The organism is Heterorhizobium halophytocola, assembly GCF_017873095.1.
GTDB lineage: Bacteria > Pseudomonadota > Alphaproteobacteria > Rhizobiales > Rhizobiaceae > Allorhizobium > Allorhizobium halophytocola.
Genome location: NZ_JAGGJU010000001.1, coordinates 234,207 through 258,657, shown reverse-complemented (window position 1 = coordinate 258,657; position 24,451 = coordinate 234,207). Strand labels below are relative to the sequence as shown.

At 63.9% G+C, this 24,451-nt stretch carries 25 protein-coding genes; 5 read left to right on the top strand and 20 right to left on the bottom strand.

Annotation, left to right across the window (positions count from 1 at the left end):
• Nucleotides 1-59: 59 nt before the first annotated feature.
• Nucleotides 60-1,049 carry a Tim44 domain-containing protein gene (locus J2Z17_RS01235; protein WP_209941454.1) on the top strand — a complete coding sequence of 330 codons (990 nt, stop codon included), beginning with the start codon at nucleotides 60-62 and terminating at the stop codon, nucleotides 1,047-1,049.
• 123 nt (nucleotides 1,050-1,172) lie between these two features.
• Here J2Z17_RS01235 and J2Z17_RS01230 read toward each other — a convergent pair whose 3' ends face one another.
• From J2Z17_RS01230 to J2Z17_RS01210, 5 genes are all read right to left on the bottom strand, one after another.
• Nucleotides 1,173-1,751, bottom strand: coding sequence for a transglycosylase SLT domain-containing protein (locus J2Z17_RS01230; RefSeq protein ID WP_209941452.1), 579 nt, complete (start codon nucleotides 1,749-1,751; stop codon nucleotides 1,173-1,175).
• Between the two features lie 156 nt (nucleotides 1,752-1,907).
• Nucleotides 1,908-2,441 carry a winged helix DNA-binding protein gene (locus J2Z17_RS01225; protein ID WP_209941450.1) on the bottom strand — a complete coding sequence of 178 codons (534 nt, stop codon included), beginning with the start codon at nucleotides 2,439-2,441 and terminating at the stop codon, nucleotides 1,908-1,910.
• On the bottom strand, nucleotides 2,438-3,748 hold the full coding sequence (locus tag J2Z17_RS01220; protein ID WP_209941448.1) for a TRAP transporter large permease: 1,311 nt from the start codon (nucleotides 3,746-3,748) through the stop codon (nucleotides 2,438-2,440). The genes J2Z17_RS01225 and J2Z17_RS01220 overlap by 4 nt, the downstream gene beginning before the upstream one ends.
• Before the next feature lie 12 nt (nucleotides 3,749-3,760).
• A complete protein-coding gene (locus J2Z17_RS01215; protein ID WP_209941446.1) occupies nucleotides 3,761-4,312 on the bottom strand; it encodes a TRAP transporter small permease in 552 nt (183 codons plus the stop codon).
• Between the two features lie 80 nt (nucleotides 4,313-4,392).
• Entirely contained in the window at nucleotides 4,393-5,358 is a 966-nt protein-coding gene (locus J2Z17_RS01210; protein ID WP_209941444.1) for a TRAP transporter substrate-binding protein, read from the bottom strand.
• Nucleotides 5,359-5,498: 140 nt separating this feature from the next.
• On the opposite strand from J2Z17_RS01210, the gene J2Z17_RS01205 reads away from it, so the two are divergent.
• Together J2Z17_RS01205 and J2Z17_RS01200 are read left to right on the top strand one after the other, a co-directional pair.
• Nucleotides 5,499-9,134 carry a hydantoinase B/oxoprolinase family protein gene (locus J2Z17_RS01205; RefSeq protein WP_209941442.1) on the top strand — a complete coding sequence of 1,212 codons (3,636 nt, stop codon included), beginning with the start codon at nucleotides 5,499-5,501 and terminating at the stop codon, nucleotides 9,132-9,134.
• 219 nt (nucleotides 9,135-9,353) lie between these two features.
• Entirely contained in the window at nucleotides 9,354-10,244 is an 891-nt protein-coding gene (locus J2Z17_RS01200) for an SdiA-regulated domain-containing protein (protein ID WP_209941440.1), read from the top strand.
• A gap of 31 nt (nucleotides 10,245-10,275) precedes the next feature.
• Here the strand turns inward: J2Z17_RS01200 and J2Z17_RS01195 are convergent, their stop codons facing one another.
• Nucleotides 10,276-10,995 carry a Crp/Fnr family transcriptional regulator gene (locus J2Z17_RS01195; RefSeq protein ID WP_209941438.1) on the bottom strand — a complete coding sequence of 240 codons (720 nt, stop codon included), beginning with the start codon at nucleotides 10,993-10,995 and terminating at the stop codon, nucleotides 10,276-10,278.
• Between the two features lie 92 nt (nucleotides 10,996-11,087).
• Between J2Z17_RS01195 and J2Z17_RS01190 the strand changes: the two genes are divergently transcribed.
• Nucleotides 11,088-11,324: a DUF6894 family protein gene (locus tag J2Z17_RS01190; protein ID WP_209941436.1), complete on the top strand. Its 237-nt coding sequence runs from the start codon at nucleotides 11,088-11,090 to the stop codon at nucleotides 11,322-11,324.
• A 118-nt stretch (nucleotides 11,325-11,442) separates the two neighbouring features.
• Here J2Z17_RS01190 and gfa read toward each other — a convergent pair whose 3' ends face one another.
• The 9 genes from gfa to J2Z17_RS01145 all read right to left on the bottom strand — a co-directional run bounded on the left by gfa (nucleotide 11,443) and on the right by J2Z17_RS01145 (nucleotide 18,845).
• Complete coding sequence (gene gfa / locus J2Z17_RS01185) at nucleotides 11,443-12,012, bottom strand: S-(hydroxymethyl)glutathione synthase (protein ID WP_209941434.1); 570 nt, start codon at nucleotides 12,010-12,012, stop codon at nucleotides 11,443-11,445.
• Between the two features lie 138 nt (nucleotides 12,013-12,150).
• Nucleotides 12,151-12,942: an ABC transporter permease gene (locus J2Z17_RS01180; RefSeq protein WP_209941431.1), complete on the bottom strand. Its 792-nt coding sequence runs from the start codon at nucleotides 12,940-12,942 to the stop codon at nucleotides 12,151-12,153.
• Nucleotides 12,939-13,667 carry an ABC transporter ATP-binding protein gene (locus tag J2Z17_RS01175; protein WP_209941429.1) on the bottom strand — a complete coding sequence of 243 codons (729 nt, stop codon included), beginning with the start codon at nucleotides 13,665-13,667 and terminating at the stop codon, nucleotides 12,939-12,941. The genes J2Z17_RS01180 and J2Z17_RS01175 overlap by 4 nt, the downstream gene beginning before the upstream one ends.
• Nucleotides 13,664-14,293, bottom strand: a complete 630-nt coding sequence (locus J2Z17_RS01170; RefSeq protein WP_209941427.1) for an ABC transporter ATP-binding protein — start codon at nucleotides 14,291-14,293, stop codon at nucleotides 13,664-13,666. Before J2Z17_RS01170 ends, J2Z17_RS01175 begins: the two co-directional genes overlap by 4 nt.
• Complete coding sequence (locus J2Z17_RS01165) at nucleotides 14,290-15,051, bottom strand: ABC transporter permease (protein ID WP_245223797.1); 762 nt, start codon at nucleotides 15,049-15,051, stop codon at nucleotides 14,290-14,292. The genes J2Z17_RS01170 and J2Z17_RS01165 overlap by 4 nt, the downstream gene beginning before the upstream one ends.
• The gene (locus tag J2Z17_RS01160) at nucleotides 15,044-16,024 is read right to left on the bottom strand and encodes an ABC transporter substrate-binding protein (RefSeq protein ID WP_209941425.1); all 981 of its coding nucleotides are present in this window, start codon (nucleotides 16,022-16,024) and stop codon (nucleotides 15,044-15,046) included. Before J2Z17_RS01160 ends, J2Z17_RS01165 begins: the two co-directional genes overlap by 8 nt.
• Nucleotides 16,025-16,202: 178 nt before the next feature.
• Nucleotides 16,203-16,652 carry a cupredoxin domain-containing protein gene (locus tag J2Z17_RS01155; protein WP_209941424.1) on the bottom strand — a complete coding sequence of 150 codons (450 nt, stop codon included), beginning with the start codon at nucleotides 16,650-16,652 and terminating at the stop codon, nucleotides 16,203-16,205.
• A 29-nt stretch (nucleotides 16,653-16,681) separates the two neighbouring features.
• The gene (locus J2Z17_RS01150) at nucleotides 16,682-17,656 is read right to left on the bottom strand and encodes a YVTN family beta-propeller repeat protein (RefSeq protein ID WP_209941423.1); all 975 of its coding nucleotides are present in this window, start codon (nucleotides 17,654-17,656) and stop codon (nucleotides 16,682-16,684) included.
• A gap of 1 nt (nucleotide 17,657) precedes the next feature.
• Nucleotides 17,658-18,845 (bottom strand): ABC transporter substrate-binding protein, encoded by a 1,188-nt coding sequence (locus J2Z17_RS01145; protein ID WP_209941422.1) that lies wholly within the window; start codon nucleotides 18,843-18,845, stop codon nucleotides 17,658-17,660.
• Nucleotides 18,846-18,969: 124 nt separating this feature from the next.
• Here J2Z17_RS01145 and J2Z17_RS01140 point away from each other — a divergent pair, with 124 nt between their 5' ends.
• Nucleotides 18,970-19,494, top strand: coding sequence for a DUF3280 domain-containing protein (locus J2Z17_RS01140; RefSeq protein ID WP_209941421.1), 525 nt, complete (start codon nucleotides 18,970-18,972; stop codon nucleotides 19,492-19,494).
• On the opposite strand, the gene J2Z17_RS01135 is transcribed toward J2Z17_RS01140, so the two are convergent.
• The 5 genes from J2Z17_RS01135 to fghA all read right to left on the bottom strand — a co-directional run bounded on the left by J2Z17_RS01135 (nucleotide 19,484) and on the right by fghA (nucleotide 24,446).
• Nucleotides 19,484-20,044, bottom strand: a complete 561-nt coding sequence (locus tag J2Z17_RS01135; protein ID WP_209942191.1) for a PQQ-dependent catabolism-associated CXXCW motif protein — start codon at nucleotides 20,042-20,044, stop codon at nucleotides 19,484-19,486. The genes J2Z17_RS01140 and J2Z17_RS01135 overlap by 11 nt on opposite strands.
• Nucleotides 20,045-20,127: 83 nt before the next feature.
• Nucleotides 20,128-21,006 carry a substrate-binding domain-containing protein gene (locus J2Z17_RS01130; RefSeq protein ID WP_209941420.1) on the bottom strand — a complete coding sequence of 293 codons (879 nt, stop codon included), beginning with the start codon at nucleotides 21,004-21,006 and terminating at the stop codon, nucleotides 20,128-20,130.
• Nucleotides 20,966-21,490, bottom strand: coding sequence for a c-type cytochrome, methanol metabolism-related (locus J2Z17_RS01125; protein WP_245223794.1), 525 nt, complete (start codon nucleotides 21,488-21,490; stop codon nucleotides 20,966-20,968). The genes J2Z17_RS01130 and J2Z17_RS01125 overlap by 41 nt, the downstream gene beginning before the upstream one ends.
• A 67-nt stretch (nucleotides 21,491-21,557) precedes the next feature.
• Nucleotides 21,558-23,363 (bottom strand): lanthanide-dependent methanol dehydrogenase XoxF5, encoded by a 1,806-nt coding sequence (xoxF5, locus tag J2Z17_RS01120; RefSeq protein ID WP_209941419.1) that lies wholly within the window; start codon nucleotides 23,361-23,363, stop codon nucleotides 21,558-21,560.
• A 252-nt stretch (nucleotides 23,364-23,615) separates the two neighbouring features.
• Entirely contained in the window at nucleotides 23,616-24,446 is an 831-nt protein-coding gene (gene fghA, locus J2Z17_RS01115) for an S-formylglutathione hydrolase (protein ID WP_209942189.1), read from the bottom strand.
• Between the last annotated feature and the right edge of the window lie 5 nt (nucleotides 24,447-24,451).

Below are 24,451 nucleotides of genomic sequence, written 5' to 3'. Positions count from 1 at the left end.
GTCACGCCCATATGAGAGGCATCACAGGCAAGATTGCCTCGAAGGGAGTGACACACATTATGAAATTGCTCGGTAAGTACCTGTCGATTGCGATGATCGCCCTGATTGGCGCGGCCAGCATCGTCGATACAGCGGACGCCCGTCGGGCCGGAGGCTTTTCCAGCTTCGGCAGCCGCGGCACGCGCACCTGGAGCGCACCCGCCACCACAAAGACGGCCCCCGGCACGGCCACCGGTATTGAGCGCTCGATGAGCCCGCGCACATTCGGCACGAGTGCTGCTTCCAGTGCCGCGGTCAATCGCACGCGCGGCTTCTTCGGCGGCGGCATGTTCGGCGGCCTGATGGGCGGCCTTCTGCTCGGCGGCCTGTTCGGCTCGCTGCTCGGCACCGGCTTCGGCGGCGGCTTCGGCTTCCTCGGCATGCTGCTGCAGTTCGGTATCCTCTTCTTCGTCGCCCGCTGGGCGATGCGTGCCTTCGGCAATCGTCAGGCCGGTTATGCCGGCTCGAATTCGATGAGCCGCGACAGCTATGAGGGCGGCAACAGTCAGCCGGGCTTCAAGATCCCGTCCATCGGCGGCGGTCTGGGGGGCGCGCTTGGCGGCGGGCTCGGCAGCGCGGCTGGTGCCAAGGCCGGCGGTGACGAACTCGGCATCGGGCAGGGCGATCTGGAACGTTTCGAGAGCTTGCTCAAGGAAATGCAGGCGGCCTATGCGACCGAGGACTATTCGGCGCTTCGCCGCATCACCACGCCGGAGGCAATGTCCTATCTCGCCGAGGAACTGGGCGAAAACGCCACCAAGGGCGTGAAGAACGAAGTCAAGGATGTCGAACTGCTGCAGGGCGACGTGGCGGAATCCTGGAACGAGAACGGCCAGGACTACGCGACCGTGGCGATGCGTTACCAGAGCGTCGACTTCATGGTCGACCGGTCCACCCACCGGGTGGTCAGCGGTGACCCGGACCATGCCGGGGAATCGGTCGAAGTCTGGACCTTCGTGCGCCGGCCCGGCACCGAGTGGCAGATCTCGGCAATCCAGGCCGCCGCCTGACAGATCCACGGCTCGGCTCCCTGATCGGGAGCCGAGCCTGCGATACGAAGAAAAAGGCTCCAGTCGCTGCCGCGGCTGGAGCCTTTCGTTTTACCTGGTCTGGTGGTCGCTGGAGACCTGTCCTCAGTTCGGGCAGTTCTGCAGCTGGCGCGCATAGGTATAGGTGATCTCGGTGAACCGCTTGGCGCCCTGGAGCGCTTCCGGACGGTTGCGATAGGCCCCGCGAGCATAGCCGATCTGGCCGGAATGATAGGCCAGATACAGGTTATAGGGATCGTTGTAGTCGATATTGTTCTTGATGTGGCTCTGCTGGTGGTACCAGCCGATGAACTGGATCGCATCGGCGAAGTTGGTCCGGCGCGCGCCGTAACGGCCGGTCTGGCGCTGATAGGAACCCCAGGTGCCGTCAAGGGCCTGCGAATAGCCGTAGGCGGTCGAGGCGCGTTTCCAGGGAATGAAGCCGAGCAGCTTGCCCCGCGGCGGACGCGCATCGTGGCGGAAGCTCGATTCCGTGTAGATCGTCGCCATCAGGATCGGGACGGGAATGCCGTATTCGCGCGACGTCTTCTCCGCCGCCCGGCGCCAGTTGTTGAACAACCCGTCGCGCTGTTCGAAAATGGCGCAGGCATTACGCGTCTGGCTCGGCGGCGTGGCGCAGCTTGCGACAGTCAGCATAAGGGCGATGGCCAGGAGAATACGCATGCACAAAACCTCATCGTTCAAAGAGAGGCTATTGATTAAAATTTAACGCAAGGTTCGAAGGATTGGTTAACAAAGGATAACGCCGCGGCGCGCGGCATTAATGTCACGGTTTTGCCGGATTGCTGCCCCTGCCGCGCCCTGATCTGTCGGGGTTTCTCAGAGAGACGCCGCGGCCCGCGAGGCCTGATCGTAGTGGCCCGAGAGCGCGCGGATACGGGCTGCCACCTGTGACAGCGTATCGCCGGAGACCTCGGTCGACAGCACCGAACGGACCAGCAGTTCTTCGCGGATCTCGGCATAGCTGGCGCAGATCTCGCGACCCTTGTCGGTCACCAGCACCAGCTTTTCCTTGCCCCGCCGGCCGCTCTCGATCAGCTTTTCCCGCTCCAGCTTCTTCAGCGCGTAGGACACCGTATGGGTATCCTCGATATTGAGCACGAGGCAGATGTCGGCGAGCGTCTTCGGCTTGTTGCGATGGTTGATGTTGTGCAGCACCAGGATGTCGAGCGGCGAAAGGTCCGGCACGCCGGCGGCGGCCATGCAACGCACCATCCAGCGGTTGAAGGCGTGGCTCAGCATGATCATGCCGAATTCCACTTCCGACAGCGCCGGCAGGGCGCCGCTTGCCAGATGGCCCGAGGAGACGATCGGGCCGATGTGTTTCAGGGCGTCCTTCGTGTCTTTGCTCATCCACTCTGTCCTAGCATCTGTGCCGGCAGCCACATTACCACATCGGGTGCGAGCGTGATCAGCACGATCAGGACCAGCAGGCCGAGGAAGAAGGGCAGGGCTGCGAGCGCAATATAGCCGATGCTGCGATTTGCCAAGGATTGCAGGACATAGAGATTGAAGCCGACCGGCGGGGTGATCTGGGCGATTTCCACCAGCAGCACGACGAAGATGCCGAACCACAGGAGGTCGAGGCCTGCCGACTGCACCGCCGGCAGCAGGACCGAGGTGGTGAGCACGATCATCGAGATGCCGTCGATGAAGCAGCCCATGACGAGGAAGATGCAGACAAGGGCTGCCAGCAGCGCCGGCTGCGGCAGGTTCATCGCGATGATCCAGGTGGCGAACTGCTCCGGCAGGCCGGTAAAGCCCATGGCGGTCGACAGGAAGGCGGCGCCGGACAGAATGAGGCCGATCATCGCGCTGGTGCGGGTGGCGGCCATGACGCTGCCCCAGAAGGTCGAAAGGTCGAGCCCGCCGCTCAGCAGCGCCAGCGCCAGCGAGCCGGCAACCCCGATGGAGGCCGCCTCCGTCGGCGTCGCGATGCCGCCATAGATGCAGCCGAGCACGAGGATGATCAGCACGCTGACCGGGATCAGACGCCGCGATTCCCAGAGCTTCGCCTTCAGGCTGAGACGCGGCTCGCGCGCCGGGATATGATCGGGCTTCATCAGGGCATAGCCGGCGACGATCGCCGAGAAGATCAGCATCAGCAGCAGGCCGGGAATAATGCCGGCGATGAACAGGCGGCCGATCGAGACCTGGGCTGCGACGCCGTAGACGATCATCATGATCGAGGGCGGGATCAGAAGGCCGAGCGTGCCGGAACCTGCCAGCGAGCCGACGATCATGAAGTCGCCATAGCCGCGCGAACGCAGCTCCGGCACCGTCATCTTGCCGATCGTCGCGGCAGTGGCGGCCGACGAGCCGGAGATCGCGGCGAAGATCGCGCAACCGATGACATTCGTGTGCAGCAGGCGGCCGGGGATGCGCTGGACCCAGGGGGAGAGCCCCCGGAACATGTCCTCGGCGAGCCGGGTGCGAAACAGGATCTCGCCCATCCAGATGAACAGCGGCAATGCCGTCAGCGCCCAGGAATTGTTCGATCCCCAGAGCGTCGAGCCGAAGATCAGGCCGGGCGGGCGCGAGGTGAAGAAGGCCATGGCGACATAACCGGCGGCGGCCAGCGCCATGCCGATCCACAGCCCGCTGGCCAGAATGACGACGAGAAAGACGGTAATGACGATACCTGCGGTCATCGGATCCATGTCAGGTCTTCCTCAGCGCTCGAAATGAATGTCTTCGCCGCCGGCATCCGCCGCGGCGATATAGCTTGCCGGCTGGCGCCGGGCGAAGCGGACGAGATCTTCCACAAGGGCAACCAGCAGGACGGCGGTGCCGATCACCATGGTCAGCTGCGGTAGCCAGAGCGGGATGGCGATCAGCCCCTGCGCCACGTCGTGGAAGCGATGGCTGTCATAGACCATGCGTCCCAGCCACCACGTGGCCCAGGCGGTGGCGATGGTGGCCAGCACGGTCAGCACGATTTCGAGCGGCGCCTTGGCACGGGGTGCCAGCCGCTCGATGATCAGGCCGACACGGATGTGCTCGTTGCGACGATAGGTGGGGCCGAGGGCCAGAAAGAACACGGCCACGAGGCCATAGGCGGCGAAGTCGTCGCTGCCGGCAAGCTGCATGCCCAGCATGCGCAGCAGAACGCCGCCGCCGACAAGCACGAATATCAGGATCAGCGACAATCCCGCCAGCACTTCGGCCAGCCGGTAAAGCGGGGTGAGGGGCGAGGACTGGATCGGCGAGGGGGGCAAGGTCATGCGAGCTGCTCCGAACGGAGGGCGCCAAGAGGTGAACGAAAAAGAGCCGGAATGACGGGCATTCCGGCTCTTTCCGCGGGTTACTTGCGATAGGCGTCGATGATCGCCTGGCCATCGGGCCCGGCCTTCTTGACCCATTCGTCGGCCATGGTCTTGCCGATGTCGCCGAGTTCCGACGTCATCTTGTCGGTCGGCTGCTCGACATGGATGCCGTGCTCGGCCATGGTTTTCTTGTAGCCCTCGTTGAGGTCGGCGGACTGCTTCCAGCCGCGCTCTTCGGCGTCCGCGGCAGCCTTGGTGAGAGCCGCCCTGTTCTCTTCACTCAGGCCGTCGAACACGTCCTTGGAGATGAACACCATGTTCTGCGGCAGGAAGGCCTGCAGGTCGTAGTAGTAGGAGAGATAATCCCAGGCCTGGCTGTCGACGCCGGTGGCGCCCGAGGTGATCATCGCATCGACCACGCCGGTCTTGAAAGCCTGCGGCACTTCTGCTGCCTGAACCGTAACAGGGCTTGCGCCCGTCAGCTCGGCAAAGCGGGCGGTGGCGGGGTTGTAGCTGCGGAATTTCAGGCCCTTCAGGTCGGATAGCGCCGTGAACGGCTTTTTCGCATAGAGGCCCTGGGGCGGCCACGGCACGGAATAGAGCAGAACGAGCCCTTGGTCTTCCAGATGCTTCTTCACCGTGTCTTCGGCGGCATGCCAGAGCTTGGCGGCGGCCTCGTAATTGCTGGCAAGGCCCGGAACGCTGTCGAAGGCGAAGATCGGATCTTCGTTGCCGAGCGACGAGATCAGCACTTCGCCCATCTGCACCTGGCCGGTCTGGACGCCGCGCTTGATTTCGGTCGCCTTCATCAGGGCGCCGTTGGAATGGACGTTGATGTCGATCGCGCCCTTGGTGGCGGTCTTCACCTCCTCGACGAACTTGCGGACGTTCTGGGTGTGGAAATTGCCGTCCGGATAGGGCGTCGGCATGTCCCAGCTTTCGGCGAAAGCGGTGGAGGCAAAGGTCATCGTCGCTGCAAAGGCAGCCGTCATAATGGTCTTCATCTTGGTTCCCCTGTGTTGGCAGTCTTTGTCTGCTGCAATCTATTGATCACGGCTTGACGACAAATTGTCAATAAATTATCGATGAAGGAGCTCAATTATTTATCTTGCCCGTTTGGTGGGCAGAAAACGGGGACGTGAAAATGGACATGCAGTGGGATTTCTGGATCGACCGTGGCGGCACATTTACCGATGTCATCGGCCGCGCCCCCGACGGGACCTTGCATGCCCGCAAGATGCTTTCGGAAAACCCTGAAGCCTATCGCGACGCCGCCGTTGCGGGCATTCGCGCACTGCTCGGGCTGAAGAACGCAGATGCGATCCCCGCCGGCCTCGTCGGCGAGGTGCGCATGGGCACCACGGTCGCGACCAATGCGCTGCTGGAGCGCAAGGGCGTCAAGGTGGCGCTGGTCACGACGAAGGGGTTCCGCGATGGCCTGGCGATCGGCTATCAGGGCCGCGCCGACATCTTCGCCCGCAATATCGAGAAGCCCGAACTGCTCTACGACCGGGTCGAAGAGATCGAGGAGCGGGTGCTGGCCGACGGCACCGTCGAGATCAAGCCCGACGCAAAAGCCGTCCGTGCGGCACTCACCGCGCTGAAGGACGAGGGCTATGAAGCCCTGTCGATCGTCTTCATGCACGCCTACCGCTATCCCGAGCATGAGCAGGCGGTCGCGGCGATCGCCCGCGAACTCGGCTTCGACCAGGTTTCCGTCAGCCACGAGATCTCGCCGCTGATCAAGTTCGTCGGGCGCGGGGATACCACGGTCGTCGATGCCTATCTGTCGCCGGTGCTGCGCCGCTATGTGGCGCAGGTGGCCGACGAACTCGATCTGGAGCGCACCGGCACGCGCCTGCTGTTCATGATGTCATCCGGCGGCCTGACCTCGGCGAACCTGTTCCAGGGCAAGGACGCGATTCTCTCCGGCCCGGCCGGCGGCGTCGTAGCGCTGGCTCAGACCGGCCTTGCGGCCGGTTTTCCCGATGTGATCGGCTTCGACATGGGCGGTACCTCCACGGACGTTGCGCATTTCGCCGGCGAATACGAGCGCGCCTTCGAGACCGAGGTGGCGGGCGTGCGCATCCGCGCGCCGATGATGCAGATCCATACGGTGGCTGCCGGCGGCGGCTCGATCCTGCATTTCGACGGTTCGCGCTTCACCGTCGGCCCCGATTCGGCCGGCGCCAATCCCGGTCCGAAATGCTATCGCCGCGGCGGCCCGCTGACCGTCACCGACGCCAACGTGATGACCGGCAAGCTGAACCCGGACCTGTTTCCGGCGATCTTCGGACCCAGCCAGGACCAGCCGCTCGATCTGGAGGCGGTTCGCGCGGGCTTTGCCGACATGGCGGACATGATCGGCGACGGCCGCACGCCCGAAGCGGTGGCCGAGGGCTTCCTGACGATCGCCGTTGCCAATATGGCCGAGGCGGTGAAGAAGATCTCCGTTGCCCGCGGCTATGACGTGACCCGCTATGCGCTCAACGCCTTCGGCGGCGCCTCGGGCCAGCATGCCTGCCTGGTGGCCGACGCGCTCGGCATGAAGAAGGTTCTCGTCCATCCGTTCTCCGGTCTGCTGTCGGCCTATGGCATGGGGCTTGCGGATGTGCGGGCGCTGCGCCAGGGCGCGGTCGAGATTTCGCTCGGCGATGCCATCGACGCCATCGCCTCGATCTCCCAGCCGCTCTGCGTCGAGGCCGTCGACGAATTGAAGACGCAAGGGATTGCCGGCCGCCAGATCGAGATCAAGCTTGCCGCGCTCGTGCGCTATGCCGGGACCGACACCACGCTGGAAGTGCCGGTCGCAACGCTTTCGGCCGGGGACGACTACAAGGCGTTGATCGCCGGGGCGGACCCGGCACCGATGAAGACGGCCTTCGAGGCCGCCCACAAGGCGCGCTTCGGCTTCATCGACGACAGCAAGGATCTGGTCGTCGAGGCCGTCTCGGTGGAAGCCGTCGGTGGTGCGACCGCACCGGATGCCATCGAGACGTCCGGGGAAGCGGAAGGCAAGGCCGTGTCGAGTGGCCAAACGCGGTTCTTCTCCGAGGGCAAGTGGCAGGATGCGGCGATCTACCGACGCGAGGACATCGCGGCCGGCGGGGTGATCGACGGTCCGGCCCTGCTGATCGAACCGAACCAGACGCTGATCATCGAGCCCGGCTGGCAGGCGAAGCTGACGGCAAGGGACGATATCGTGCTCGAGCGCGTCGTCGCGCTGCCGGATCGCAAGGCCGCCGGCACGACCGCCGATCCCGTCATGCTGGAGATCTTCAACAATCTCTTCATGTCGATTGCCGAGCAGATGGGCCTGACGCTGCAGAACACCGCCTATTCGGTCAATATCAAGGAACGGCTCGACTTTTCCTGCGCGGTCTTCGATGCCGACGGCACGCTGGTGGCCAATGCGCCGCACATGCCGGTGCATCTGGGGTCGATGGACCGTTCGGTGCAGTCGATCATCCGCAACAACGACACGTTCCATCCGGGTGACGTCTTTGCCATCAATGCCCCCTATAACGGCGGCACCCATCTGCCTGATATCACGGTCTGCACGCCGGTCTTCGACGACGCGGGCGCATCGGTGCTGTTCTGGATCGCCTCGCGCGGCCACCACGCCGATGTCGGCGGCATCGCGCCGGGCTCCATGTCACCGGATGCCCGCACGATCGAGGAAGAGGGCGTCTATATCGACAATTTCAAGCTCGTCGATCGCGGCCGGTTCCGGGAAAAGGAGCTCCGGGAATTGCTGCTCGGCGCCCGCTATCCCGTTCGCAACGTGATCCAGAACGTTGCCGACCTGAAGGCGCAGATCGCCGCCAACAATCGCGGCGTGTCGGAAATGCAAAAGGCGATCGGCGATTTCGGCCTCGATGTCGTGCAGGCCTATATGGGCCATGTCCAGGACAATGCCGAGGAGAGCGTGCGCCGTGCCATCGAGACCTTGGAGGACTGCGAATTCTCCTATCCGATGGACCAGGGCTGCGAGATCAGGGTGAAGATCACCGTTGATCGCAAGACCCGGTCGGCCAAGGTGGATTTCACCGGCACGTCGGGTCAGCGCGACGACAACTTCAATGCGCCGGAGCCGGTCACAAGGGCCGCGGTGCTCTACGTGTTCCGCATGATCGTCGACGGCAAGATCCCGATGAATGCCGGTTGCCTGCGTCCGATCGAGATCGTCGTGCCGGAACAGAGCATGCTGTCGCCGGCCTATCCGGCCGCCGTCGTCGCCGGCAATGTCGAGGTCAGCCAGGCTGTTACCAACTGCCTGTTCGGCGCGCTCGAGGCGCTGTCCTCGGCCCAGGGCACGATGAACAACCTGACCTTCGGCAATGACGTCTACCAGTATTACGAGACGATCTGCTCGGGCGCGCCGGCCGGACCCGGCTTCAACGGTGCCGATGCCGTCCACACCCACATGACCAATTCGCGGCTGACCGACCCGGAGATCCTCGAGCTGCGCTACCCGGTGGTGCTCGAAGACTTCCACATCCGGCCGGATTCGGGCGGCCGGGGCAAGTGGCATGCCGGCAATGGCACCAGTCGCACCATCCGCTTTCGCGAGACGATGGACTGCTCCGTGCTTTCGGGGCATCGCAAGGTTGCCCCCTTCGGCATCAAGGGCGGCGAGCCCGGCCAGTGCGGGCGCAATCTGGTGCGGCGCATGGACGGTTCGGTCGAGAGCCTGGCCGGCTGCGCCCATACCGAGCTTGCCGCCGGCGAAGCGATTACCATCATCACCCCGACGGGTGGCGGCTACGGCCGGGCGTGACGGCGCGGGCGCCTTCCCTCCAGGCGGGGAGGGCGCCTTTTCCGGCTGTCCATTGCCAAGGCGGCCGGGCTTTGGCCGCCGCATGCGGGAGCTTCCTAAAATAGTACGATTTCGTCGCTACAGCCGCCGGGTCCTCTCCTCGATCCGGCAGGCTTCATGTTCCGCTTGAGTTCCCAGACAGTTCGCCTTGTACGTTTTCCATCCCCGCGTCTGACTGTCATGACTGTCGTCACGCTTGCGGTGCTGTCGCTCGGCTGGCTGTGGCAGTCGGCGCTGCCGAGTGTGGCCTATTACTGGCTGCTGACCCGCCCCGAGGCCGGAGATGCCAACCGGCCGAGCCTCGACTTGCCAGGCTATGTCGCCGACATCCAGCACAGGCCGATCGCCGGTCTGAAGGACAATGTCTCGGGCGTGGCCTATTCGCCGGAGACCGGCACCCTGTTTGCGGTGATCAACCGCCGTCCCGAAGTGGCCGAGCTGTCGCTCGACGGCAAGCTCCTGCGACGCATCCCGATCGACGGCGGCAACGATCCGGAAGACATCACCCATGTCGCAGGAAACCAGTTCATCATCGTTGAGGAGGGCGACCAGAGCCTGCACTGGGTGCGCATTGGCCCGGATACGGAAACGATCGCGCTCGGCATGGGCCCGCGGCTGCGGCTCAATTACGGCGCCTTCGACAATTTCGGCTTCGAGGGCGTCTCCTGGGATGCGAAGAACGAGCGGCTGTTCGTCGTCCAGGAAATGCTGCCGTTGCGGGTACTGACAATCGACGGGCTCGAGCAGTCGATGGCTTTGAACACGCTCGACCTCGACGTGCAGCAATGGAAGTCGGACGAGTTCTCCAGCTTCTTCACCCAGGATCTTTCGGCCGTCAGCCTGCACCAGCCGACCGGTAATCTGCTGCTGCTCAGCCAGATGTCGGCGATGCTGGTCGAATATGCGCCCGACGGCGAGGCCATCGGCATGATGGCGTTGCAGGCAGGGATGAGCGGGCTCACGCACACGGTGCCGCAGGCCGAGGGCGTGGCCGTCGCACCGGACGGCACGATCTTCATCGTCTCCGAGCCCAATCTCTTTTACCGGTTCAGGCCGCCGCCGCGGACGTGACCGGGATCGCGCCCGGTCGCCTGCAGCATGCCTATCGCGGTTCCACCTGCAGGCTGAGATAGGTCGGGTCGAATTCGGCGATTTCCGACAAGCGGTCCCATTCCAGAATGGTCACCCGTTCGCTCTCGAAGGCGAGCACGCCGTCGCGGCGCAGGGTCTGCAGCGTCTTGTTCAGGTGGACGATGGACAGGCCGAGAACGTCGGAAAGTTCCTGCTGGGTCAGCGGCAGGCTGAAGGAGTAGCCTTCGGTGAGATTGACCACCTTCAGCCGCATGAACAATTCGCAGAACAGATGCGCCAGATGGCTTTTCGCCGATTTGCGGCCCATCGCCACGATCCGCTCGCGCTGCATGGCGCCATCGATCAGGGTCTGCAGCCAGAACAGCCGGGTCAGATGCGGCATGCCCTCGGTGATCGCGGTCAGGTACCCGTGATCGACCAGCGCCACGCGGCAGGGCGACATTGCCATGATGCCGTGGTCCATCAGCCGCAGCGGGAAGGCATGCAGGTCGACGAAGTCGCCCGGCAGATGCAGGGCGGTGATCTGGCGGGTGCCGCTTTGGGTCAGCTTGTAGCGGGCCGAAAAGCCTTCCAGCATCAATGTCGAATATCGGGGCCGTGACCGCTCCTGGACGATGTCCTCGCCCCGGGCGAAATGGCGTTCCAATGTTATCAGCTTGCGAAGATGAGCCTTTTCGTCATCGGTCAGGAGGTCCCGATGTTCCAGGTTCAAAATCAGACTGTCGATCATTCCTTACCCCAAATGCACGGTTTTCCCGGCTGCTTGCACGAGGAACCTTTTGCCACGCTTTTCTGTTAGCACAAAAACGAGTGGCGATGCCTATGACGCGCTATTATTTTGATCTTGCAACGGATCACTGGGAATGGGGGGACGACGAAGGCGTCGATCTGCCGGATCGAGCGAGGGTCGACGAGGAACTGGTCAAGCTGATGCGCGACCTGTTCAGGGAGGCCGTCATGCAACATCAGTCACTCAATCTGCAGATCAGCGTGCGAGACCCTGGTGGCAGCCGGGTGGCACAGGCCTGCGTCTGCTGGCGGGTCAGTTCGGACTGTTAGGCGGGCACGTGAACAAAAGTCAGGGCACACCCGCCTCCGGCTAGGCCGAAAGACGGGTGGCCCTGGGAGGAAGGGGAGGTCATGAGGGCACAGCCTCCCGGCTTCCGTTTCGAAAATGTCAGGCCGCGAGCTTGCCGTTCTGGCGCGCCACATGGGTCGCGATCGCGTCCATCAATGCCGGCGACAGCGCGTCATAGGGCGGAAGACCGAGCTCGTTCAGCCGGTCGCGGATTTCGCCCATCTTGTCGGGGCTGACCCCGCCCTCGATGACCGATGAGACGAAGGCGGCGAATTCGGGCTCGGACCAGCCCTGTTCGTCGCTGAGTTCGGTGTGGACGAAATCCAGTCCGTAGAAGGGATGATCCCGGTTCTCGATACGGCCATACATGTGCACGCCGCAGGCCTTGCAGGCATGACGCTGGATGGTGGCACTGGGATCCACGACTTCCAGCTTGTTTTCGCCTTCCAGCACCCGGACCTTGTCGCGGGATACGACGGCGATCTGGGCGAAGATCGCGCCTTCCGGCTTCCAGCATTTCGTGCAGCCGCAGGCATGATTGTGCGCGGTCTGACTGCCGATCTCGACGACCACCGGATCGCCCTTGCAGTGGCACACGATCGTCCCCCCGGTGAAACCCGGTTTTGCCGGTTGCCAGCCATTGTCGATTGCGGGATGCAGCTTAATCATAGGTCTCTCCTCCTTCAGCGGCGTGGAGCTGTCATGGCTCCATCCTCTGGCAGAATCCTGGCAAAACCCGGCTGCATCAAGATAGCGAAAGGTGGCGGTTTTGGTGTAGCGCCCCTGTCTTGAAAGGGGCTTTGACAATCATCTGCGCTGACGCGACAGTGCACGGGCCGGATCGTAGCCCCAGAGGGCGGCTGCCATGAACAGCACGAAGCAGAGGGCGACCACGCCGAGCGCCACCGTATCGAGCTTGCCATAGAGCGCAAAGCGGATCAGTTCGACCGCATGGGTAAACGGATTGAAGGCGCAGATCCTGAAGAGCAGCAGGGAGCTCTCCTTCATCTTCCACAGCGGATAGAGCGCCGAGGAGAGGAAGAACATCGGGAAGATGACGAAGTTCATCACCCCGGCGAAGTTTTCCAGCTGCCTGACGGTCGAGGAGATCAGCAGTCCCAGCGCGCCCAGCATCATGCCGCTCAGCACGAGGGCCGGCAGCACCGCCAGATAGCCGAGCGGCGCCATGCGGATGCCGTAGATCCAGGCAATGCCAAGGAAGACGGCGACCTGCACGATCGACACGATCACCCCGGCGAGCAGCTTGGAAAACAGGAGCCACCAGCGCGGCAGCGGTGAGGTCAGAAGCAGCCGCATCGATCCCATTTCCTGGTCATAGACGAGCGACAGCGACGACTGCATGCCGTTGAACAGCTGGATCATGCCGATCAGGCCGGGCACGATATAGACCTCGTAGGTGATATAGGTCTGGTAGGGCGGGATGATCGAGATGCCGAGTGCGGCGCGAAAGCCGGCGGCAAACACCAGCAGCCAGACGAGCGGGCGCACGAGGGCTGCGAGGAAGCGTCCGCGCTGCTTGACGAAGCGCAGGTTTTCCCGGGCAATCACCGCAAGCAGGGCCGTCAGCCAGAGCCTCATGCCGGCACCGCGGATGTGTCGGCGGTCATCGAAAGGAAGGTAGGGCCGAGCCCCTTGTCGCCTGCCAGCGTGGCCGCATTGCCATCGAACAGGACGTGTCCCTTGTGTAGCACCACGACCTGGTCGGTCGGGCTGATCTCGTCGACCAGATGGGTTGCCCAGAGCACCGCCATGCCGGCCTCGGCCAGGGCGTGCACATGGTCGGTGATCGCGGCCCGCGCGGCGGCGTCGAGCCCGACGGTCGGCTCGTCCAGCAGCAGGACCTGCGGCGCGTGCACAAGGGCACGGGCGATCTCCATGCGGCGGCGATGTCCGCCGTTCAGGGCCCGCACCTGCTCATCGCCGCGTTCGGCCATGCCGAGCCGGGCAAGGGCCGCGTCGATCGCCGCTGCCGCGCGCCGGCCGGACAGTCCGTGCAGACCGGAGAAATAGCGCAGGTTCTGCCGCACCGTCATGTCGAGATCGAGGGTCGGTTGCTGGAACACCACGCCGATCCGGGCAAGGGCTGCCCTCGGATGGCGTGCAAGATCGTGGCCGGCGACCGTGATCTGCCCCTCGCGGGTGACGATCAGCCGCGTCAGCAAGGAAAACAATGTCGATTTGCCCGCGCCATTGGGGCCGAGCAGCGCGCAGAAGCGCCCGGGTTCGACCGCAAGGCTGATGCCGTCGAGCGCCCGTTTCGATCCGTAGCTGTAGCCGATGGCGCGTACGTCGAGACCGTTCATCGCATGCGCCTTTTCAATTCCGGATCGACCGGTCGGTGATCCGGCAGCAGCGTCGTGTCCTTCAGCACGAAACTGCGCCCGGCCAGTCGTTCGGCCTCGCGGCGCGCATGGGTGACGAGAAGCACCGCCGGGCGGCTGTCGCGAATGAGCTTTTCGGTGAGAGAGATCATGTCGTCTGCGGTTTCCGGGTCGAGCGAGACATAGGGTTCGTCCATGATCAGCAGTTCCGGCCGTCCGGCAAAGGCGCGCGCCAGGGCCAGCCGCCGCTGCTGGCCGAGGGAGAGCTGGCCGGGAAAGAGGTCTGCCTTGTCGGCGATGCCGGTGCGGGCCAGCATGGCAATCGCCTCGTCGCGGCGCAGGTCGGAATGGACAAGGGTCAGGTTCTTCAGCACGCTGCGCCAGGGCAGCAGCACCGGCTCCTGGAACACCATGGCCAGGCGCTTGGGACGGACGATGCGGCCCTCGAACCGCTCGTCTATCCCGGCTGCGATGCGCAGCAGGGTCGACTTGCCCGCGCCCGACGGTCCGAGAATGGCGACCGTTTCCCCGGCGTCGAGCTGCAGATGCACATCGCGCAGCACCACCTTGTTCCCATAGGCCTTTTTTACAATGTCGATGCGGATCATGCCGTCCTCCAGGCGCGGACATGGCGCTCGACCGGCTGCAGGAAGGCAAGCTCGACGATCAGCATCACGACGATGAAGGCGATGGCATAGACCAGCACATTGGCGACGTCGAAAAGCTGGAAATAGAAGTGGATCTTGAAGCCGATGCCGCTGGAGCGACCGAGGAATTCGACGACCAGCACGATCTTCCAGATCACCGCGATGCCGGAACGGGCGGCGCCGGCGATATAGGGCGCCAGCTGCGGCAGGATGACGTCGGCAAGCCGCCGCCGGAGCGGCATGCGATAGACTTTCGCCATGGCATCGAGATCGGGCGACAAGGCCCTGGCACCCTCGCGCACCAGCGTTGCGACATTGGGGATCTTGTTCAGCACCACGGCGGTAATCGCCGCGGTCTCGTTGAGCCCGATCCAGAGATAGCAGAGCACGATCAGCACCAGTGCCGGCAGGTTCAGAAACACCACCAGCCAGGGATCGAGCCAGCGATCGACGGTCGGATTGCGACCCATCAGATAGCCGAGGACGCCGCCGATCGCCATGGCCGGCATGAAGGCGGCAATGACGCGGCTAAGGGTGACGGTGAGGTGATGGGCAAGGTCGCCGGAAGTCAGCGCCTGGCGCAGCGGTTCGGCCAGCGTCCAGGGCTGCGGCAGCACGGACGGATCGCCGCTCAGCGCCGCCGCAACGATCCAGGTCAGTAGGATGAGGGTGAGCGACAGGACGCGGACGACCGCGGAACTGCCGATTGCATCATTCAAGATCGAGGAACACTCCCTTCGGCAATGTGGTCGCCTTGCCGACGAGATCGGCGCCACCGAGTTTCGCCATCAGGCGCAGGAAGCGATCGGCGGAGGCCTCGTCGACAGGCTTGTCGGCCGGAATGCCCTCGCGGTAGCCGTCGCGAAGGGCGGCGAATTCGAGGTCATCGGCCGCATTCATCTGCTCGCGCAGGCCCTCCCAGGCGCTGTCGTCGGTTCTCAGCAGCGCCTTGGCATCACGGGAGGCGGCCTGGAGGCCCCTGGCCAGATCCGGATGCGCCTTGACCCACTCCCCCTTCAGCACATAGCCGAGCAGCGGGGTATCAGGGTCGAGACCGAGCGCCTTTGCCGCGTCGCCGACCGTCACCAGGTCATGCATGCCCTTGGCCTTCATCTTGGCGAGAAAGTGCCAGAAATTGATGGCGCCGGCCGTCTCCCCCGAAAGCGCCGACTTGAAGATCAGCGGCGGTGCGCCGAACACCTGCTCGGTCTCGGCGGCGAGATCCATCTGATAGGCCTGCTGGGCATAGGCGCGCAGGATCAGCCAGCTCTTGTCGAGCGGCCCGCCGGCAATGCCGATCGTCTTGCCTTTCAGGTCCGGCAGGGACATCACCGGACTGTCGTCCTTGACCACCAGGCTGCCGACCGCGCGGGAATAGGGGAAGAAGACATAGTCCTTGCCCGCGGCCCGCTGGTAGGCGACCCAGATCCAGTCGGCGACCATGGTGTCGGCCGCACCGCCCTCGAAGGCGATGCGGGTCGCGGCATTGTCGGCATAGGCCGTGACCTCGAGATCGAAGCCATGGCTCCTGTCGAAGCCCTGCGTCTTGATCGTGGTGACCTCCCAGTTGACGGTGCCGGAAGCAAGCATCGCGGCGCGCACCGTCGGCAGGTCCGCCGCCGATGCCAGGGGAACGGCGAGGGCCAGGAGGCCACCGACAAGTGCCGCAATCAGGCTGACCGGATATTTCATCGTTTCCTCCCCCATCTGTTTGTATCGTCGCTCCACCTGCCGGACTCGCAATGGCAACCGAACGCTGCAAGCCTTTGATCCGGTACGAGATAATCTGCATCAACCAGGCGCAGCGAACGCTTCCGGCGCATCTGCCGTCTCGCACGCCGGCTCCTCTCCGGCGGCAAGACCGGTCCCGTCATTCGATGGTGATCGTCACCTTCTGCGCATCGCCGGTGGAGCCCGGTATCTGCACCGTGTAACTGCCCGGCTTGATGGCGATGAAGGACAGTTTCGCTTCGCCGGCATCATCGAACTCGATGGAATCGACGGCCATCGGCCGGACTTCGATGTCGTTGATGACGATCTCGTTCATCCAGATCGCGCGAAAGAAGCCAGCTCCGTTGATCCCCAGTTCGTCGGAGCCGTCGGAGGTCACCATCATCTCGTAATAGGCGCCGGACTGCAGCTTCACATCGCCTTGCGAGAGCGGCTTGCCGGAGGCGAGCGTCAGCTGGATCGGCTCGCCGCGATTGCATTTGGCCAGCAGCCCGGCAAAGCCGAAATCGTCGCAGAGCGGCTTGGCATGGGCCGAAGCCGCGAGCCAGGCCGTCGCCAGAAACACGGATGCGAAAATGATCTTCTGCATGAAATCCTCCCTCAAATGTCTTGTTTTCTTCAGTCGGGTGCGATCACCACCCCCCAGGGCTGCTCGCCGACAGGCACCGACTTGATCACCTTCTCCGCCTTGACGTCGATCACGCTGACATCGTTGGAATTGCCGTTGGTGGTGACGAGAAACTTCTGGTCGGGGGTAAAGGCCATCTGCCAGACCCTCTGGCCGACGAGCAGGTAGTCGAGCACCTCGTCGGTCGCAGCATCGATCACCGCGACCCGGTTGGCGGGGCCGAGCGCCACGAAGATGCGGCTGCCGTCCTTCGTCGCCTTGATGCCGACCGGCTGCAGCCATTCCGGCAGCACGCCGGACACTGCAAACGAGATCTTCTTCTCGATCTCCGGCTCCGGCTTCGTCAGGTCGATCACCGACACGGTGCCGCCGATCTCGGAGCTGACATAGAGCTTGGTTCCGTCACTGGTGAACTCGGCATAGCGCGGCCGCTGGTCGACCAGGACGTTGTGGGTGATCTTGTAGGTGGCGGTGTCGATGAAATGCGCCATGTTGGTCGTTTCCGACGTGTTGATCAGCGTCTTCTGGTCCGGACTGATCGCCACGCCCTCGGGCTCGACGCCCACCGGTATCTCGGCGAGCACCTGCCGGGTGTGAACATCGACCACGGTCACCAGATTGTCGTCCTCGTTGGCCACATAGAGCGGATTGCCGGTCGGGTTAAGCGCGAAGAGTTCGGGATCGGGACCGGAGGGCAGGGTGTGCAACTCTTCGTAGGTCCCGGTATCGAAGACGCGCACGGTGTCGTCGTCGGAGGCGCAGACATAGAGCTCCCTGCCGTCGGGGCTGATGGTGATGCCGCGCGGGCGGTTGCCGGCCGGGAATTCGGCGATCTTCTCCCAGGTGTCGCTGTCGATCACGGTCACGCTGTTGCCGCGCTCGTTGGAGACGAAGACCTTGTTGGCGAGGGCCGGCAAAGCCGTCGCCAGGACCAGCGACAGGGACAGCGATCCCGCCTTCAGCATTCTAGTTTCCAAAGGCATGGCACTGGCTTTCCGGTTGATCGATGCCGAGCGTGTCGAGCGGCGAGACCTGATGCAGGAAGCCCTCCTGCGGCGAGACGGAGACGGTGATGCGGCCATCGGCGAGCAGGACCGGCTGGCGCAGCTGTCCGTCCCATGGCCTGAATGTCAGCTTCTGGCCCTTGAAGGCGGCGAGGTCGAATTTGGGCGAGAGCAGATAGGTGCGAAGGCTTGCGGCATCCGCCTTGCCGGTGCGGGTCACGGCCTCGCCGATCACCCGCATGGCAAGCCAAGCCTGATAGTCTTCCTCGCGCATCGGCCGCCCGGCGAGCTTTTCGAACCGGTTCTGGAACTGGGTCGCACCCCATGCCTCGTGCGCCGGATGCCAGGAGACGGGCCGCAGGCCGGCCGAGCCGGCGACGGGACGCGGGTCCCAGGAATGATAGGGCAGGTAGGCGGCAAAGACGTCCGCCTCGTCGGCGGCGACGGTCACGTCGTGCTCTTCCGCATCCTGCATGAAGACCGGGATCTGCCGCTGGACGAGCACCTGGCCCGTGTCGGTGCGCCGCGCGCCGCCGGTGTCCTTGAATTCGCGCTCTTCGACAATGCTGGCACCGAATTTCATAACCGACTTGCGGTAGGCGTCGGCCAGAAGCTTGTCCTCGGGATGCGAGCCGGTCACCAGCAGGATCTTCGTCCACTTCTTCCAGACCAGAAACTGGATGACCGCGTCGGTCAGCATCGCCCGGCTCGGTGACACGGAAAGTACATTGGCGCGGCAATCGGCATCGCGCAGGGAATCGTCACGGGCACCGGCATTGAGAAACAGTACATCCTCGCCGCCCTGGTCGGCCAGCATCGCCAGCGTGCGGGCGTCGGAAATCACCGTGATCAGCGATATCCCGTCGGCCCGCAACGCATCGAAGGCCGCCAGTGCCTTGTCCGGGGACACGGCCCTCGTGACGAGCTGGTAGTCCACGCCGGTGAAGCTGCCGGTGGTCTGGTTGTCCTGATTGCCGAGTTCGGCGCCGGCGAAGCCGAGGTCTTCCGGCTTGAGGTCAAGCCGCGAGATCGGCGGGCCTTCGACCGCATCGACGCGCAGCACCGCCTGCTTGACGGTCAGCGCCAGGCCGTCCAGGGGTGCACTGGTCATCGAAACAAAAAGGGCAAATAAAAACAATAAACTAGGCATGCGTGGAATGACCTCCCAATCCCTCCAGCAGCGCGCTGACATGGACACTAGCAGCGCCTATCGCGGCGTAGAACCGAGACTTATGGATAGTGGTACTCAGGTTTTGCGGGCGCTAGAGTTTCGCATGCGCATCTTCCTGACAGCCTGCGCGCTCGCGCTTCTCGCCATGCCCGCAGCTCCGGTTCTGGCCGCGGCGGACCTCAACGCGCCACTTGCCTGGGACGCCAAAGTCGCCTTTTTCGGATTCCACTTTATCGATACCTCGACCGAAGGCGCCTATAACGGTGCGCGCGCGGATGAGGAGGGCCGGCGGCAACTGCTGGAAGCGAGACTTCGCAAAGCCCTGGCGGACCGCGGCTTCGACCTCGTACCGCTCGCCCCCGTCCAGACCACGCTCAACGCCATTACCAATCCGGCCAAGTGCAATGGCTGCGACGTCGACATGGCCAGAGAACTCGATGCCGACTATGCTCTCGTCGGCGAGATCCAGAAGGTCTCGAACCTGATCCTGTCGATGAACCTGGTGATGCGCGACGCGGAGACGGGCAGGGCGGTCCGCGCGCTTGCCGTCGATATTCGCGGCAATACCGACGAAAGCTGGACCCGCGGGCTCGACTACCTGCTGAAGCACGGGGTGTTCAAGGAGTAGCAACTTTCTCCTGCTCCGGCTCCACAGCCACCGTCTCAAATCCCGCCGCCGCCCAGCCGTCGCTGCCGTCGGGCATCCAGTAAACATGCGAATAGCCGTTTTCCAGCGCCCGCTTGGCCGCATTCCACGACATCCAGCAGTCGGTAAGGCAGAAGAACAGCACCGGCCTGGTCGGGTCTCCGCCGGTCGCCTTTTCCAGCCCGGCGCGAAAATAGGTGAGCGTCTCGTCGGCGATATCGCCGTAGCCGGTGTTGGGAAGCCAGATGGCGCCGGGAATGGAGAGGCGCGGCTTTTCGTGCCAGACGGTGCCGTCCGGCAGGTTTTTCGGCTTCGGCGGGCGCGGCAGAACGTCGATGAAGGCGGCGGTGCGCGCCTCCCACAGGGCGTGCGCCGCTTCGATATCGACCACCGTGGCGCCACCGAGCGTCGTCGGCACCGGGGCCTTGTAGCTGTCCATCCGGTATCCGTCCGGCTCCGGCACCCGCGCCTCCTTGGCAAGTGCCGGCTCCTCCGCCTCGACCCCGGTTGCCGGCACTTCCGACTGCGCCATAACGGGTCCCGTCAGGGCAAACGGCAGGGCGACGGCGAACAATGCGGCAAGACGCGCCGCACGCCGATGCCCGCCCCGCCGCGTCATTGGCCCGGCTCCAGCGGTCCCGTGCCCATGTCGTTCAACAGCGGCACCCCGGCATCGGTCAGGATCGCGTTGATCTTGTCCTGGTTGCGCCGGATCAGCGAATTGAGCTTGCGCTCCCAGACCTTGTCGCCCGGCCTGACACCCATGGTGATGCGGTAGAAGAGCTTCGGCTTCATCGGCTCGCCGTTGAGCGGCGTGACCTTGAAATCGTCGGCATAGCCTTGGCGGACCAGCGGGCCGCCGATCGGTCCCCAGAGAATGGCGGCGTCGATCTCGCCCGCCTTCAGATCCTTCAGCATGTCACCGGGGGGATCCTCGTAGCGGCGGTCGACCATCAGGTGATAGCCCTTGGCCTTCTTCATCAGGCCGTTGCGCGCCATTTGCGTGCCGGGCGGCGTTCCGGCGATGACGCCCACCCGGGCCTGCTTCAGCGCCGGATCGCTGATCGTCGCCACGTCCTTCAACGGGCTATCCTTCGGCACGATCAGCACATAGGCGGAGGTGTAGTAGTGATTGGTGTTGAGCACCATCTCGTCGCCCTGCGCATAGCCGATCACCACGTCGCAGACATTGGCCGCGAGCGTCTTGCGGATGAAGCCGGTCGCCATCGGGAACCAGGTATATTCGAGCGGCAGGTCGAGTTCGGTGGCGAACAGTGCGGCGATCCTGTTTTCAAAGCCCGAGCCGTCCTTGGCCGACATCGGCACATTGGCCGGATCGGCACAGACCCGGAAGGCGGTCTTCGACACCAGATCCGTCGTCTGCTGGGCAAGGGCGGCGCTGCCGCCGCCCGCCAGTCCGATCGCCAGCGCCGCTGCCGCGACAAACCCTGCCTTACCCGCCAAGGCAGTCGTTCTCCGTCTGTTTGATCGCATCGGATTTCGCCTCCTTCTTCGGTGGCCGGCCGCGCGGCAGTTCGCCCGAACCGCGGGCCTTCAGATAGGTGTAGATGTCGTCGAGATAGCACATCACATTGGCATTGGCGCCGAAGGAGGGCATCACCGAATTCTGCGCGGCGTTGACCTTCTTGCGGCCATTGGTCACCACGTTGACGAAGTCGTAATAGTCGAGATTGATGGCCGAATTCTTCAGCGCCGGCGCATAGGAGGAGCCCTCGCCATCCGGGCCGTGACAGACATGGCATTCGGCGTGATAGCGGCGGAAGCCGGAATAGGTGGGCCAGTCGACGGTGCCGTCCTCGCCGATGTGGAAGGTCGGGATGCCGTCGGCGGTCAGATATTTTCCGTTCTCGTTTTCGGCGGCGGTGATGTTGTCGGGCTTGGCATCGTCGCCATGGGCGGCCGTCGCGGCGCCAAACGCAAGCAGCACGACGGGCAGATATTTCACGAAACTGTTCATGACGCATTCCTTGGGGGAAGGGTGGACCGGTGCCGGAGTTCGTCCGGCACCGGAAACAGGCACTCGATCAGGAGTTGGGCAGAGTGAACACCGTCAGCGTGCCGCCAAGGGCGGTGTAGTCGCTGAGCGCTGCATAGCCGCCGACCGCACCAAGGCCTTCGTTCGGGTTGGTCAACCCGGCTGCCAGACCGATACCGGCCCAGCCGCCGACGCCCGAAAGCACGGCCACATATTGCTTGTCGCCATGGCTGTAGGTCATCACGTTGCCGATCACGCCGGACGGGGTCTTGAACCTGTAGAGTTCCTTGCCCGTCTTGGCGTCGACGGCCTTCAGATAGCCTTCCAGCGTGCCGTAGAAGACCACGTTGCCGGCCGTTGCGAGTGCGCCCGACCAGACGGAGAACTTCTCCGGCAGCGACCAGACGATCTCACCCTTGCCGGCATCCCAGGCAATGAAGTTGCCCATGCCGCCATGGCTTTCCGGTGCCGGATACATCGACAGCGTCGCCCCGACATAGGCCTGGCCCGCCGTGTAGCTTACCCGATAGGGCTCGTAGTCCATGCAGACATGGTTTGTCGGGATGTAGAACAGCTTGGTCTCCGGCGAATAGGCCGAAGGCTGCTGATCCTTGGTGCCGAGTGCCGCCGGGCAGACATTGGTCGAGTTGACGTCCTCGCCGTTCTGCTCGGTGGAGTACTGGGCAACCACCTGCGGGCGGCCATACTGGTCGGATTCCTTGTCCATCACGACTTCGGTCGCCCAATTGACGGCCGGGTCGTATTTCTTGGCGACCAGAAGTTCACCGGTCTCGCGGTCCAGCGTATAGGCAAAGCCGTTGCGGTCGGGGTGGACCAGGACCTTGCGATCCGTGCCATCGACCGGAATGTCGGCCAGCACCATTTCGTTGACGCCGTCATAGTCCCATTCGTCATGGGGCGTCATCTGGTAGACCCATTTCGCCATCCCCGTGTCCGCGTCGCGGGCGAAGATGGTCATCGACCATTTGTTGTCGCCGGGCCGCTGGGACGGGTTCCAGGTCGAGGGGTTGCCGGTGCCGTAATAGATCAGGTTCAGCTCCGGATCGTAGGAGTACCAGCCCCAGGTGGTGCCGCCGCCGATCTTCCACTGATCGCCTTCCCAGCTCTTCAGCGAGGAGTCCTTGCCGACAGGCTTGCCGAGCTCCATGGTCTTTTCCGGGTCCATCAGCATTTCGTCGTCGGGACCGGTGGAATAGGCCCGCCAGGCCATCTTGCCGTCGGCAAGATTATAGGCGGTCAGCGAGCCGCGCACGCCGAATTCGCCGCCGGAGATGCCGATCAGCACCTTGTCCTTGACGACAAGCGGTGCGGAGGTGCCGGTCTCGCCCTTGGAGGCGTCGCCGTTCTTCACCGTCCAGGCGACCTTGCCGGTCTTGGCGTCGAGCGCCACGACGGTCGTGTCGGCCTGATGCAGGATGATCTTGCCGTCGCCATAGGCAACGCCGCGGTTGACGGTATCGCAGCACATCACCGGAATGACGTCCGGATCCTGCTTCGGCTCATAGCGCCAGACGATGCGGCCATCGTCGTTGAGATCGAGCGCGAAGACGGTGTTGGGGAAGGGCGCATGCACATACATCATGTCGCCGATCACCAATGGTCCGCCCTCGTGACCGCGCAGCACGCCGGTGGAAAAGCTCCAGGCAACCTGCAGCTTGTTGACGTTATCCTGGTTGATCTGGTCGAGCGTGGAATAGCGGGTATTGGCGTAATTGCCGCTCTGCATGACCCACTGGTTGGCGTTGTCCGCCTCCTTCATAAGGTCGTCATTGGCCAGAGCGATCTGGCCGCTGCCAAGGCAAAAGGCAGCCAGAATCGAGATAAGACGCTTCATTGTAACCTCCCATTCGGTAAGGCCGATCTGGGTGCAACCCCGCCGGGAAACCTTGCGAACAAAGCTCCTCCATCCCGGTATCGGCGTGTGTAAGAATGATTGTCGACCGGCAGCGCCGTTTTCACATCAGGCACGCGGCCGGTGGGTTCTTCAGTCTCTCCTGGTATGTCCTCCCCCTCAGGGGCGGCCGATGCATCGGTCATCGGCCGCCTTCTCTTCACAAAACCGCCTGTCGTCCCCGACGTGCTGTCGTCAGGCGGCCTTCAGTCGTTCGGCATGCCAGGCCACGTGGTCTTCGCCGAAACTGGCAACGAAGAAGTAGCTGTGGTCGTAGCCGGGCTGCATGCGAAACACGCCGGGCTGGCGCTTCTCGGCCATCAGCCTGGCCATGGCCTCCGGCTTCAGCAGGTCGAGAAACTGGTCCGACGATCCCTGGTCGATCAGGATGTCGCGCTCCCAGCCCAGTTCGGCCAGCAGCAGGCAGGCGTCATGGCGGGCCCAGAGCGCCTCGTCATTGCCGAGATAGGCCGACAGCTGCTTGCGGCCCCAGTCCGACCGGGTCGGATTGACGATCGGCGCGAAAGCCGAGACCGAGCGGAACTTCTGCGGGTTGCGAAAGGCGATCGTGAGTGCGCCGTGCCCGCCCATCGAATGACCGGTGATGCCGTTGACACCGTTCAGCGGCAGCTCCGCCTCGAGCAGCGCCGGCAGCTCCTCGACGATGTAGTCATACATCCGGTAATGCGGCGCCCAGGGCTTCTGCGTCGCGTTGACATAGAAGCCCGCGCCCTGGCCCAGATCATAGGCATCGTCATCGGCCACCCCCTCGCCCCGCGGGGAGGTGTCGGGGAAGACCAGAGCGAGCCCATGCTTGGCGGCATGGGCCTGGAGCCCGGCCTTGACCATGGCGTTTTCATGCGTGCAGGTCAGGCCCGAAAGATACCACAAGAGCGGTACCTTCCGCTCCGCCGCCTGGGGCGGCAGATAGACCCCGAGCGTCATGTCGACACCGCAGCTGGATGCGCGATGACGATAGACGAACTGGGTGCCACCGAAGCACTGGTTTTTCGAAACGACTTCCATCATCA